Source organism: Cronobacter condimenti 1330 (genome assembly GCF_001277255.1).
In the GTDB taxonomy this organism is placed as follows: Bacteria; Pseudomonadota; Gammaproteobacteria; order Enterobacterales; family Enterobacteriaceae; genus Cronobacter; species Cronobacter condimenti.
In genome coordinates this window covers 394424-406861 of the sequence record NZ_CP012264.1, presented here as the reverse complement: position 1 = coordinate 406861, position 12438 = coordinate 394424, and the positions used below count along the sequence as shown (strand labels likewise).

Below are 12438 nucleotides of genomic sequence, written 5' to 3'. Positions count from 1 at the left end.
GCGTTTATGTGCGTTTTCCCGCACTTCTGTTATTCCCCGATAACGTTTTCCTGAGGGTGGTTGATAATCTTCCCTGATAAGACCAGTATTTAGCTGCCAAATGCTACGAAATCGTTATAATGTGCGACTTTGGTTTTTCACCCCCCGTTTTTTACGTGCTGGCGGGTGACAACCAGACGATGAAGGTATATTTTGACATTTACCGGAAGATGGCAGGAGATAGCGCCAGGATGACCGAGAAATTTCACATTTTGCTTTTGAACGGCCCGAACCTTAACATGCTTGGCACCCGTGAGCCTGAGAAGTATGGCACGCAGACGCTGGAACAAATTGTTAACGATCTCGCCGCTGAAGCCCAACGGCTGAATGTGTCGCTCGACCACCTGCAATCTAACGCTGAGTACGCGCTTATCGACCGAATTCATCAGGCTAAAGACACGATTGACTATATCCTGATCAATCCGGCCGCGTTTACGCATACCAGCGTGGCACTGCGCGACGCGCTGCTGGCGGTGAGCATCCCGTTTATCGAGATTCACCTGAGCAACGTGCACGCCCGCGAGCCATTCCGGCATCATTCATACCTTTCTGATATCGCAGCCGGCGTCATCTGCGGATTAGGCGCCGACGGCTATACCTATGCTTTACAGACGGCGGTCAAACGCTTGTCACAATCACACTAAACAAGAGTACGGAACCCACTCATGGATATTCGTAAGATTAAAAAACTGATCGAGCTGGTTGAAGAATCAGGCATCGCTGAACTGGAAATTTCTGAGGGCGAAGAGTCTGTACGCATCAGCCGCTCCCCGGCTAATGCGGGCTTCCCGGTGATGCAACAGGCGTATGCTGCGCCGATGATGCAGCCCCAGCCGGCCCTGTCCAACGCTGTTGCTCCGGCTGCCGCTCCGGCAATGGAAGCTCCGGCTGCCGCAGAAGTCAGTGGTCACATCGTACGTTCCCCGATGGTTGGTACCTTCTATCGTACCCCGAGCCCGGACGCTAAAGCGTTTGTGGAAGTGGGCCAGAAAGTCAACGTGGGCGACACCCTGTGCATCGTTGAAGCGATGAAAATGATGAACCAGATCGAAGCCGATAAAGCCGGCACCGTGAAAGCGATCCTGGTAGAAAGCGGTCAGCCAGTAGAATTTGACGAGCCGCTGGTTGTCATCGAATAACGAGGCGAACATGCTGGATAAAATTGTCATCGCAAACCGTGGCGAAATCGCACTGCGTATTCTTCGTGCCTGTAAAGAACTGGGCATCAAGACCGTGGCTGTGCATTCCACCGCGGACCGCGATTTGAAACACGTACTGCTGGCAGACGAGACCGTGTGCATCGGTCCGGCGCCGTCAGTCAAAAGCTATCTGAACATCCCGGCAATCATCGCCGCGGCTGAAATTACCGGTGCGGTCGCGATCCACCCGGGTTATGGCTTCCTTTCTGAGAACGCCAACTTCGCTGAGCAGGTTGAGCGCTCCGGCTTTATCTTCATTGGCCCGAAAGCCGACACCATTCGCCTGATGGGCGATAAAGTGTCTGCGATCACGGCAATGAAGAAAGCGGGCGTGCCGACCGTGCCTGGCTCCGACGGCCCGCTGGGCGACGATATGGATAAGAACCGCGCCCATGCAAAACGCATCGGCTACCCGGTCATTATCAAAGCGTCCGGCGGCGGCGGCGGTCGCGGCATGCGCGTTGTGCGCAGCGACGCCGAACTGGCGCAGTCCATCTCCATGACCAAAGCGGAAGCGAAAGCTGCTTTCAACAATGACATGGTCTACATGGAGAAGTACCTGGAAAACCCACGCCACATCGAAATTCAGGTGCTGGCAGACGGTCAGGGCAACGCTATCTATCTGGCAGAACGTGACTGCTCCATGCAGCGCCGTCACCAGAAAGTCGTCGAAGAAGCGCCGGCACCGGGCATCACCCCGGAACTGCGTCGCTACATCGGCGAGCGCTGCGCAAAAGCGTGTGTCGATATCGGCTATCGCGGCGCGGGTACGTTCGAGTTCCTGTTTGAAAACGGCGAGTTCTACTTCATTGAAATGAACACCCGTATTCAGGTAGAGCATCCGGTTACCGAGATGATCACAGGCGTTGACCTGATCAAAGAGCAGTTGCGCATCGCTGCCGGTCAGCCGCTCTCTATCAAACAGGAAGAAGTGATCGTGAAAGGCCATGCGGTCGAGTGCCGTATTAACGCCGAAGACCCGAACACCTTCCTGCCAAGCCCGGGTAAAATCACGCGTTTCCACGCGCCGGGTGGCTTTGGCGTTCGTTGGGAATCGCACATTTACGCCGGTTATACCGTACCGCCGTATTACGATTCCATGATCGGCAAGCTCATCTGCTATGGCGAAAACCGCGACGTGGCTCTGGCTCGTATGCGTAACGCCCTGCAGGAGCTTATCATCGACGGCATTAAAACCAACGTTGATCTGCAAACCCGCATCATGAACGACGAAAACTTCCAGCACGGTGGGACGAACATCCACTATCTGGAGAAGAAACTAGGCCTGCAAGAAAAATAAGCCCCGTTTCCCTGCTTAAGGCCAGCTCTGCTGGCCTTTATTTTTTGTGGCGCCCCTGAAGTGCCAGGGTACAATCGCCGCTTTCTTCACTCACAGGGTATGACAATGGACAAACGCTTTGTTCAGGCCCACAAAGAAGCGCGCTGGGCGCTGTGGCTGACCCTCTTCTATCTCGCGGCCTGGTTAGCGGCGGCTTACTTACCGGGTATGCAGCAGGGATTCACCGGCCTGCCGCACTGGTTCGAAAGGGCCTGCCTGCTGGTGCCGCTGCTGTTTATTCTGCTCTGCTGGCTGATGGTGCGTTTTATCTTCCGCGATATTCCTCTGGAGGATAACGATGCAGCATGAAGTCATTTTGCCGCTGGTCGCCTATCTGGTCGTGGTCTTCGGCCTGTCGCTGTATGCGATGAAACACCGCAGCAGCGGTAACTTCCTGAATGAATATTTCCTCGGCAGCCGTTCGATGGGCGGTGTCGTACTGGCGATGACGCTCACCGCCACTTATATCAGCGCCAGTTCGTTTATCGGCGGACCGGGCGCGGCATACCGTTATGGGCTCGGCTGGGTGTTGCTGGCGATGATCCAGTTACCGGCGGTGTGGCTGTCGCTCGGTATTCTTGGCAAAAAGTTCGCCATTCTGGCGAGGCGTTACAACGCCGTGACGCTCAACGACATGCTCTATGCGCGCTACCAAAGCCGCCTGCTGGTGTGGCTGGCGAGCTTAAGCCTGCTGGTGGCGTTTGTCGGGGCAATGACGGTGCAATTTATTGGCGGCGCGCGCCTGCTTGAAACCGCGGCGGGCATTCCGTATGAAACGGGGCTGCTGATTTTCGGTGTCAGCATTGCGCTTTACACGGCATTCGGCGGCTTTCGCGCCAGTGTACTGAACGACACGTTGCAAGGCCTGGTAATGCTCGTGGGCACCATTGTATTGCTGGTCGGCGTTGTACATGCCGCAGGCGGCCTGCACAGCGCGGTAGATAAACTTCAGCATATCGACCCCAAACTAGTGGCACCGCAGGGTGCTGAAGATATTCTCTCCCCTGCCTTTATGACTTCGTTTTGGGTGCTGGTCTGCTTCGGAGTGGTCGGCTTACCGCACACGGCGGTACGCTGTATCTCCTATAAAGACAGCAAGGCGGTGCATCGCGGCATTATCCTCGGCACGATTGTCGTGGCCATTTTGATGCTGGGAATGCACCTTGCCGGCGCGCTTGGTCGTGCGGTTCTGCCAGATTTACATGTGCCGGATCTCGTCATCCCCACGCTGATGGTAACGGTTCTGCCGCCCTTTGCCGCCGGGATCTTCCTTGCGGCGCCGATGGCAGCGATCATGTCAACCATCAACGCGCAACTGCTGCAGTCATCCGCGACGATCGTCAAAGATCTGTGGTTGAACCTGCGCCCGGCAGAGATCCACAATGAAAAACGTCTTAAGCGCATGTCATCGCTGATTACGTTTGTGCTAAGCGTCCTGCTGCTTTTGGCCGCGTGGCGTCCGCCAGAGATGATTATCTGGCTTAACCTGCTCGCTTTTGGCGGGCTGGAAGCGGTGTTCCTCTGGCCGCTGGTGCTTGGACTTTACTGGGAGCGCGCCAACGCGGCTGGCGCGCTGTCAGGCATGATTGTTGGTGGCGTGCTTTACGCACTGCTCGCCACGTTTAAAATACAGCTGTTCGGCTTTCATCCGATTGTGCCGTCCCTGCTGCTGAGTTTGCTGGCTTTTGTGGTGGGTAACCGTTTCGGTCGCCCGGTTCCGCAGGCCGCGTCCGTTTCTTCTGTTAATGAATGAGTAATGCCATGCCCTGGATCCAACTGAAAATAAATACCACCGGCGCTCACGCCGAAGAGATTAGCGATGCGCTGATGGAAAGCGGCGCGGTCTCCGTGACCTTCCAGGACACCCACGACACGCCGGTGTTCGAACCGCTGCCGGGTGAAACCCGCCTGTGGGGGGATACGGACGTCATCGGCCTGTTCGACGCAGAAACCGACATGCAGGACGTTATCGCCATGCTGGAAAACTACCCGCTACTGGGTGCCGGTTTCGCCCATAAAATCGAACAACTGGAAGACAAAGACTGGGAGCGTGAATGGATGGATAATTTTCATCCGATGCGCTTCGGCGAACGGTTGTGGATTTGTCCAAGCTGGCGCGATGTGCCGGACGAAAATGCCGTTAATGTAATGCTCGATCCGGGCCTGGCGTTTGGCACCGGCACGCACCCCACTACGTCCCTGTGCCTGCAATGGCTCGACGGACTGGATCTCGTCGGTAAAACCGTTATCGACTTCGGTTGCGGTTCCGGCATTCTCGCCATCGCCGCGCTGAAGCTGGGCGCGGCGATGGCAATCGGCGTCGACATCGATCCTCAGGCTATTCAGGCGAGCCGTGATAACGCCGAGCGTAACGGCGTTTCTGAGCGCCTTGAACTGTATCTGCCAGAGGATCAGCCAGCCGATATGCAGGCGGATGTTGTGGTTGCCAATATCCTCGCCGGCCCACTGCGCGAACTGGCGCCGCTTATCAGCGTATTGCCGGTTAAAGGCGGTCTGCTGGGGCTTTCCGGTATTCTGGCAAGCCAGGCGCAGAGCGTGTGTGAAGCCTATGAGCCGCTGTTTACGCTGGATCCAGTCGTAGAAAAAGAAGAGTGGTGTCGTATCACTGGCATGAAACGCTAAGGTTTCCCGACCCTGTTAAGAGGTCAGCACTTACAAAAAAGCGCGGCATTGGCCGCGCTTTTTATTTTTTTATACACCGTTTTGATTTTTGAGTGCGCCGCCATAACCTTATAATGAGTGCGTGAATTTCTTTCACGAATAAAAACACATTTATTATTCACGCAGGGAATTTGTTTATGGCTACGAAAATTGCTCGTTCCGTTATGCTCGCGCTGAGCATGGTGCCCGCACTGGCGATGGCTTCGCACTGGAGCTATGAAGGTGAAGGTTCTCCTGAACACTGGGGAGACCTGGACCCGGATTTTAGCCTGTGCCAGAAAGGCATGAACCAGTCACCCATTGATATCGACGCTACGTTAAAAGCCCATGTCGTTCCGCTGAATACACACTATATTGACGGGCCGTCGCTTATCCTTAACAACGGTCATACCATCCAGGCAAGCCTGCCCGATACCACGCACGATAGCGTCATGATCGACGGCGTTGCGTATCGTCTCCAGCAGTTCCACTTCCATGCGCCGAGCGAAAATACCCTTCACGGTAAGCATTACGATCTGGAAATGCATCTGGTACATAAAACCGAAGCAGGTGACATTGCGGTCGTCGCGGTCATGTTTAAAACCGGGGCGGCGAATGCGGAGCTTGAGAAACTCTGGCAGGCGCTGCCGGACCACGCCGACGCCAGCCAGCCGCTCAACGTGCCTGTTGATATCAATAAGCTATTACCGAAGGATAAAACCTATTATCGCTTTAGCGGTTCGTTGACCACCCCGCCGTGCAGCGAGGGGATCGCCTGGCTTGTGCTTAAGCACCCGCTGACGCTCTCCGCAGAGCAACTCAATAAATTCAAACAGATTATGCATCACGACAATAATCGTCCTGTTCAGCCGCTTCATGGACGCGTGATCGTAGAATAATTCACTACGGGCGGAAAACTCCGCCCGCCTTTTCTCCAGCATTGACGCCTTTCAACGAAGGATTCACCGCCCTGATAACGAGAGCCAGATCGCATTTTATCGCTAATTTCGCACATTTTATCGCCGTTTATCCCGTCTCTTATCCTGTCGTTTCGTTAAAAAAAGCATGATTTCCGGGATTTTTTTAGCGCGCACTTTTTCACCACCCTTCGTTAAGATAATGATTGTTAAGCCTAATTTATTAGGGGAATCGGTACAGGCACCGATTCATTGATCTGCCGCATCGGATTGTTCAAAGTTTGGCCTTTCATCTCGTGCAAAAAATGCGTAATATACGCCGCCTTGCAGGCACAGTATGGTCATTTCTTCACTCATGCGTATCGGACACTACCAGCTCAGAAATCGCCTGATCGCAGCCCCGATGGCTGGCATTACAGACAGACCGTTTCGGACGCTGTGCTACGAGATGGGAGCAGGCTTAACCGTTTCTGAGATGATGTCCTCTAACCCGGAAGTGTGGGCGAGTGATAAATCCCGGTTGCGGATGGTGCATGTGGATGAGCCTGGTATTCGTACCGTGCAAATCGCCGGCAGCGTACCAGAAGAGATGGCGGAAGCCGCACGTATTAACGTGGAAAACGGCGCCCAAATTATTGATATCAATATGGGCTGCCCGGCTAAAAAGGTGAATCGCAAACTGGCAGGTTCAGCCCTTCTGCAATACCCGGAACTGGTGAAGTCTATCCTGACCGCGGTAGTTAACGCAGTGGACGTTCCCGTTACGTTGAAGATTCGCACCGGCTGGGATCCCGCTCACCGTAACTGTGTAGAAATTGCCCAATTGGCTGAAGAATGTGGTATTCAGGCGCTGACGATACATGGCCGAACCCGTGCCTGTTTGTTTCAGGGTAACGCGGAATACGACAGCATTCGGACAGTTAAGCAGAAGGTTTCCATTCCGGTTATTGCGAATGGCGACATTACTTCCCCGCATAAAGCCAGAGCTGTACTCGACTATACAGGGGCGGATGCTCTGATGATAGGACGTGCGGCTCAGGGAAGACCCTGGATCTTTCGGGAAATCCAGCACTATCTGGACACTGGGGAGCTGCTGCCCCCCCTGCCTCTGGCAGAGGTTAAGCGCTTGCTATGCGCGCACGTTCGGGAATTGCATGACTTTTACGGCCAGGCAAAGGGGTACCGGATTGCGCGTAAACATGTGGCCTGGTATCTCCAGGAACATGCTCCAGATGACCAGTTTCGGCGCACATTCAACGCCATTGAGGATGCCAGCGAACAGCTGGAGGCGTTGGAGGCATACTTCGAAAATTTTGCGTAAACAGAAATAAAGAGCTGACAGAACTATGTTCGAACAACGCGTAAATTCTGACGTACTGACCGTTTCTACCGTTAACTCTCAGGACCAGGTGACTCAAAAGCCCCTGCGTGACTCGGTAAAACAGGCACTGAAGAACTATTTTGCTCAACTGAACGGTCAGGATGTGAATGACCTGTATGAGCTGGTACTGGCTGAAGTAGAACAGCCCCTGTTGGACATGGTGATGCAATACACCCGCGGCAACCAGACCCGCGCTGCGCTGATGATGGGTATCAACCGCGGTACGCTGCGTAAGAAATTGAAAAAATACGGCATGAACTAAGTTCGCTTAGTAAATTGCTGATTAAAAAGGCGCTAACCGGCATGGGGAAGCGCCTTTTTTGTTACCCGCCTCCTGCCGCTCCCCTTCTGCCGTCTGGCCTGACAAAACGCGTCCCCGCGCTACACTAATGGCAGTATCGTGCCAGAAATATCGGCGCCGTAGCGGCATCGCTGAACACGTTTATACCTGTCAAATCCATTGTCATTAAGGGGTCTTAAATCGCTTTCGCCGGGTTTTCGCCAGTGATAATGTTCAGCTCCCTTTTTCCCCCTACAGGCCCGCCTGGCAAGGCCTGCGGGTGCAGCGACCCTTTTTTGGATGAGACGCCATGCTGGTTAGTCATTACGACAATGTCCTTGTTGTGACCTCTTTTATTGTGGCCATTCTGGCTTCAAGCACCGCGCTGAATATGGCCGGTCGTGTGACCACCAGCACCGGTTATGTGGCGCGCGTCTGGTTGCTGGGCGGCAGTGTCGCTATGGGGATTGGCATCTGGGCGATGCATTTTATCGGCATGCTGGCGATGAGCCTGCCGGTCACGCTGAGTTATGACCCGCTTATCACCGCCGTATCGCTGCTCATCGCTATCGGCTCCTCGCTGTTCGCCTTATGCCTGGTGTGCGGCACCGAGCTGACTTTTGCGCGGCTTATCCCCGGTTCACTGGTACTGGGCTGCGGGATTGCCGCCATGCACTATACCGGTATGGCCGCGCTGTTGGTGGAACCGGGCATCGTCTGGGCATGGGGATGGGTGGCGTTGTCCATCGTCATCGCATTACTGGCCTCGGTGGCCGCATTATGGCTCACGTTTCGCCTGCGTCAGGACGTCGGTCATGTTGCACTGATGCGCGCAGGCGCCGCGATCATCATGGGTATCGCCATCGCCGGCATGCACTACACCGGCATGCTGGCAGCGAATTTCCCTGGCCATACACACGCGACACATATGGGCGTTAATACGCGCTGGCTGGCGCTGGTCGTGACGCTGGTGACGCTCGCCATTCTTGGCATCACGTTACTGGTCTCTATGTTCGACGCTCGTCTGCAGGCGCGTACATCGCTGCTAGCCTCCTCCCTTGCCGAAGCGAATAAAGAACTGGCCCAGTTGGCGCTGCACGATACGCTGACCCGACTGCCGAATCGCATATTGCTGGAGGATCGTCTCGATCAGGCTATCCATAAAGCCGATCGTGAAGGGAGCCGCTTCGCGCTGATGTTTATGGATCTTGACGGTTTTAAGGCGATAAACGACGCCTATGGCCATAATACAGGCGATCGGCTGCTGGTGGCGGTAACAGAACGCCTCTCGGTGCTGTTAAAGGGACAATTTACACTGGCGCGCCTTGGCGGGGATGAGTTTGTACTGCTTGCCGAAACCGATCAGCCCAACGACGCGGCGGCACTCGCCGACGCTCTGGTGCATGCGATCGATAAGCCATTCGCCATCGCGCCTTATGAACTGGTGGTGACGCTAAGTATCGGCATCGCGTTCTACCCAAGTGACGGAAAAAATGGCCGGGAGCTGATGTTCAACGCGGATGCCGCGATGTATCACACCAAACATACGGGCCGGAACCACTACAGTTTCTTTCAGCCGTCAATGAACACCCAGGCGCAAACGCAGCTGCAATTGATGAACGATCTGTGGCTCGCACGCGATCGGAAAGAGCTGCGCCTGATGTACCAGCCGAAATTCCAGGCACCGTCGGGGCCGGTTATCGGCTTCGAGGCGCTGCTGCGCTGGCAACATCCGCAGTACGGCCTCCTCTCGCCCGATGCCTTCCTGCCCCTTGCGGAAAAAACCGGCATGATTATCAGCATCGGCGAATGGGTGCTCGATGAGGCCTGTCGCCAGCTTAATGAATGGCATCAGGCGGGCCATGAACACTGGTCGGTTGCGGTTAATCTCTCCACCATGCAGTTCGAACAGCCGGGTCTGGTGGAAGTTGTCATGGGGTGCCTTGAACGCCACCGGGTCGCGCCGGATAAACTGATTCTGGAGGTCACGGAAACTACCGCCATGAGCAATCCGGATGAGAGCGTGCGCCTGCTGACGCGACTGACCGAACTTGGCGTAAAAGCCTCGATTGATGACTTCGGCACTGGCTATTCCAGCCTGCTCTATCTGAAGCGGCTACCCGCCAGCGAGCTGAAAATCGACCGGGCGTTTGTGAATGAATTACGTGCTGAAGGTGAAGATGCCACGATTGTTTCTGCTATCGTCGCGCTGGCGAAAACGCTTAATCTGCGCGTCGTCGCGGAAGGCGTGGAAACGGTCGAACAGCAACAGTTTCTCACACAACTGGGCTGCAACACCTTACAGGGTTATCTCCTGGGCAGGCCACTGGCACCGGAGTTCATTACGCGCGAAGGTGATAATCTGGCGCACCCGCAGCCGGCACGCGAAACAGAGCACAACGATCCGGTTTAATGCAGCCGCCAGCCGCATGGCTGGCGACAAGTTTTACGCGATGTCAGGCAAAAATATCCTGTTTTTCCGGGCGCGGCAGCATGCGCAACATATTGTCCACCAGCGCGGGCGCTTGTCTGAAAAGATCGCAGGCGTCGGGCTGGAATAACCAGTTTTTAAGAATACCACTCAGGCAACCGTGCAAAATGGTGAGCGTAATATCGATATCCATCGTCTCGGCAAACTCTTTTTCCGCTATCCCCTTTCGCAGCAGCTCACCTATATAACGTCGATTAAATCCAATTCGCTCACGGATTTCACGTTCCGGCATCATCTCGTCATCAAATTCGCATTTACGGTAAAGAATTTGTAATAGCGCACGCTGTCGCGCATCGCGGGCGATATATTGCAATACCGCAATGAACGTTTCCCGCAATAACCGTAACGGATGTGGCCAGACTTCCTCAGGAATGGAAGCGCGAATAATCTCCCTCACCGGCACCTGTTGCATCCAGATTTCATTAAATAATTCGGCTTTACTGGCGAAGTGCCAGTACACCGCGCCGCGCGTCACCTGCGCGGCCTGCGCGATATCCGAGAGCGTGGTGTGCGCGACGCCGCGCTCGGCAAAAAGATGAATAGCGGCTTCAATCAGCTGCTGGCGCGTTTTCAGCGCTTCCTGTTTCGTTCTCCGGGCCATAAGTCACCTTGCCTTTTCCTGGCGGGCAATAAATTAAAAGGGGAGCGCGAATTTTTTATCACACCTTTTCTTTTACAGGATCTGATTTTTATATATAGATTTAAAGAATACATTTAAAATTAAAATAGATAATAAAAATATATTTCCTGCGTGCGAGATTTTCCGCACTCCGTAACAAACCCTTTTCAGAAATCATCAAAAGAAACACAAATGAAGTAGTTCCTTTGCCTTCTGGTGCTTTTACGCGTCCGAATAAATAAGGATGACTGACATTCGCGCACAATTATTTGTACGATAGCGCTCTGTTATTTCATCTCACCCTTATTCCTGCTACCGGCCTGACGGTGGATATCGTATTAATGCTAATAAAGGAACAGCAATGACCAATTATGCCAGGCTTTTGTTTATGCCTCTTGGCCTGTACCTCTGTGTGTCAGGGATGACAGGCTGTGATAATCAAACCGATAACACGCCTGCAGCGACTGCACCGCAGGTCACCGTACATATCGTACATCCCTCCGCGGTGGCGGTCGTTACCGAACTGCCGGGCCGAACTCGTGCGTTTCGCGTAGCGCAGGTTCGCCCACAGGTAGGCGGCATTATCCTCAAACGCCACTTTACCGAAGGCGCAGATGTTCAGGCGGGCGATTCGCTCTATCAGATCGATCCGGCGATGTATCAGGCGGCATGGCAGAGTGCAAAAGGCGCGCTCGCTAAAGCGCAGGCTGCGGCAGAAATGGCACGCCTCACAGTACAGCGCTACGCGGCGCTAAACGATACGCAATACATCAGCAAACAAGAGTATGACCAGGCGGTGGCTGACGCGCATCAGGCTGAGGCGAACGTTGTGGCAGCGCAGGCAGCACTCGAAAGCGCCAGAATTAATCTCGCGTGGACCAAAGTCACCTCACCCATTAGTGGCCGCATCGGCAAATCCAGCGTCACCGAAGGCGCGCTGGTCACCAGCAGCCAGGCAAGTGAACTCGCGACCGTTCAACAGCTCGACCCGATTTATGTAGATGTGACGCAATCGAGCACCGATTTTCTGCGCCTGAAACAGGCCATGGCGCAAGGCCAGGTCGAAAAAGAGAGCGCTGACGGTAATGTCGATCTGGTTATGGAAAATGGCGACAGTTACCCGCTGAAAGGTAAGTTGCAGTTCTCCGACGTGACGGTTGATGAAAGCACAGGCTCCATTACGCTGCGTGCAATTTTCCCAAACCCACAGCATCTCCTGCTGCCAGGCATGTTTGTCCGCGCCCGCATTCATGAAGGCGTCCAGCCAGACGCTATCCTTGTGCCGCAACAGGGTGTCACACGCACCCCGCGCGGTGAGGCGATGGTCATGGTGGTGAATGAGAAAAACGAAGTGGAAAACCGCACCGTGACCACAAGCCAGGCTATCAAAGAGGACTGGCTTGTCACCCACGGGCTGAAAACGGGCGAGAAAGTCATTATTAGCGGCCTGCAAAAAGTCCATCCGGGTGCCGTGGTCACGCCAGTGACTGCGCCTGTGAAGTAAGGTGACGC

General features: G+C 54.6%; 12 protein-coding genes. 11 read left to right on the top strand and 1 reads right to left on the bottom strand.

Going from position 1 to position 12438, the window contains the following annotated elements; all coding sequences use genetic code 11:
* Positions 1 to 230 precede the first annotated feature (230 nt).
* From aroQ to AFK62_RS01865, 10 genes are all read left to right on the top strand, one after another.
* On the top strand, positions 231 to 683 hold the full coding sequence (gene aroQ, locus AFK62_RS01910; RefSeq protein WP_007673343.1) for a type II 3-dehydroquinate dehydratase: 453 nt from the start codon (positions 231 to 233) through the stop codon (positions 681 to 683).
* 21 nt (positions 684 to 704) lie between these two features.
* Positions 705 to 1178 (top strand): acetyl-CoA carboxylase biotin carboxyl carrier protein, encoded by a 474-nt coding sequence (accB, locus tag AFK62_RS01905; RefSeq protein ID WP_053531686.1) that lies wholly within the window; start codon positions 705 to 707, stop codon positions 1176 to 1178.
* A 10-nt stretch (positions 1179 to 1188) separates the two neighbouring features.
* A complete protein-coding gene (accC, locus tag AFK62_RS01900) occupies positions 1189 to 2538 on the top strand; it encodes an acetyl-CoA carboxylase biotin carboxylase subunit (protein ID WP_007673351.1) in 1350 nt (449 codons plus the stop codon).
* A 105-nt stretch (positions 2539 to 2643) separates the two neighbouring features.
* Complete coding sequence (locus AFK62_RS01895; protein WP_007673354.1) at positions 2644 to 2886, top strand: DUF997 family protein; 243 nt, start codon at positions 2644 to 2646, stop codon at positions 2884 to 2886.
* Entirely contained in the window at positions 2876 to 4330 is a 1455-nt protein-coding gene (gene panF, locus AFK62_RS01890) for a sodium/pantothenate symporter (RefSeq protein WP_007673357.1), read from the top strand. The genes AFK62_RS01895 and panF overlap by 11 nt, the downstream gene beginning before the upstream one ends.
* Positions 4331 to 4338: 8 nt before the next feature.
* A complete protein-coding gene (gene prmA / locus AFK62_RS01885) occupies positions 4339 to 5220 on the top strand; it encodes a 50S ribosomal protein L11 methyltransferase (RefSeq protein WP_007673359.1) in 882 nt (293 codons plus the stop codon).
* A 176-nt stretch (positions 5221 to 5396) separates the two neighbouring features.
* Positions 5397 to 6137, top strand: coding sequence for a carbonic anhydrase (locus AFK62_RS01880; RefSeq protein ID WP_007673363.1), 741 nt, complete (start codon positions 5397 to 5399; stop codon positions 6135 to 6137).
* A gap of 373 nt (positions 6138 to 6510) precedes the next feature.
* Entirely contained in the window at positions 6511 to 7476 is a 966-nt protein-coding gene (gene dusB, locus AFK62_RS01875) for a tRNA dihydrouridine synthase DusB (RefSeq protein ID WP_032984446.1), read from the top strand.
* A gap of 25 nt (positions 7477 to 7501) precedes the next feature.
* Positions 7502 to 7798 carry a DNA-binding transcriptional regulator Fis gene (gene fis / locus AFK62_RS01870; RefSeq protein WP_000462905.1) on the top strand — a complete coding sequence of 99 codons (297 nt, stop codon included), beginning with the start codon at positions 7502 to 7504 and terminating at the stop codon, positions 7796 to 7798.
* 328 nt (positions 7799 to 8126) lie between these two features.
* A complete protein-coding gene (locus AFK62_RS01865; protein ID WP_053531685.1) occupies positions 8127 to 10229 on the top strand; it encodes a putative bifunctional diguanylate cyclase/phosphodiesterase in 2103 nt (700 codons plus the stop codon).
* Between the two features lie 43 nt (positions 10230 to 10272).
* Here AFK62_RS01865 and envR read toward each other — a convergent pair whose 3' ends face one another.
* On the bottom strand, positions 10273 to 10908 hold the full coding sequence (gene envR, locus AFK62_RS01860) for an acrEF/envCD operon transcriptional regulator (protein ID WP_007673385.1): 636 nt from the start codon (positions 10906 to 10908) through the stop codon (positions 10273 to 10275).
* A 379-nt stretch (positions 10909 to 11287) separates the two neighbouring features.
* Here envR and AFK62_RS01855 point away from each other — a divergent pair, with 379 nt between their 5' ends.
* On the top strand, positions 11288 to 12430 hold the full coding sequence (locus AFK62_RS01855) for an efflux RND transporter periplasmic adaptor subunit (protein ID WP_007673387.1): 1143 nt from the start codon (positions 11288 to 11290) through the stop codon (positions 12428 to 12430).
* Positions 12431 to 12438: the final 8 nt, after the last annotated feature.

Bases quoted from the DNA above. Each gene is read 5' to 3' on its own strand.
- AFK62_RS01855 (WP_007673387.1), top strand. From the start codon at position 11,288: ATGACCAATTATGCCAGGCTTTTGTTTATGCCTCTTGGCCTGTACCTC.
- panF (WP_007673357.1), top strand. From the start codon at position 2,876: ATGCAGCATGAAGTCATTTTGCCGCTGGTCGCCTATCTGGTCGTGGTC.
- accB (WP_053531686.1), top strand. From the start codon at position 705: ATGGATATTCGTAAGATTAAAAAACTGATCGAGCTGGTTGAAGAATCA.
- AFK62_RS01895 (WP_007673354.1), top strand. From the start codon at position 2,644: ATGGACAAACGCTTTGTTCAGGCCCACAAAGAAGCGCGCTGGGCGCTG.
- prmA (WP_007673359.1), top strand. From the start codon at position 4,339: ATGCCCTGGATCCAACTGAAAATAAATACCACCGGCGCTCACGCCGAA.
- envR (WP_007673385.1), bottom strand. From the start codon at position 10,908: ATGGCCCGGAGAACGAAACAGGAAGCGCTGAAAACGCGCCAGCAGCTG.
- dusB (WP_032984446.1), top strand. From the start codon at position 6,511: ATGCGTATCGGACACTACCAGCTCAGAAATCGCCTGATCGCAGCCCCG.
- fis (WP_000462905.1), top strand. From the start codon at position 7,502: ATGTTCGAACAACGCGTAAATTCTGACGTACTGACCGTTTCTACCGTT.
- accC (WP_007673351.1), top strand. From the start codon at position 1,189: ATGCTGGATAAAATTGTCATCGCAAACCGTGGCGAAATCGCACTGCGT.
- AFK62_RS01865 (WP_053531685.1), top strand. From the start codon at position 8,127: ATGCTGGTTAGTCATTACGACAATGTCCTTGTTGTGACCTCTTTTATT.
- aroQ (WP_007673343.1), top strand. From the start codon at position 231: ATGACCGAGAAATTTCACATTTTGCTTTTGAACGGCCCGAACCTTAAC.
- AFK62_RS01880 (WP_007673363.1), top strand. From the start codon at position 5,397: ATGGCTACGAAAATTGCTCGTTCCGTTATGCTCGCGCTGAGCATGGTG.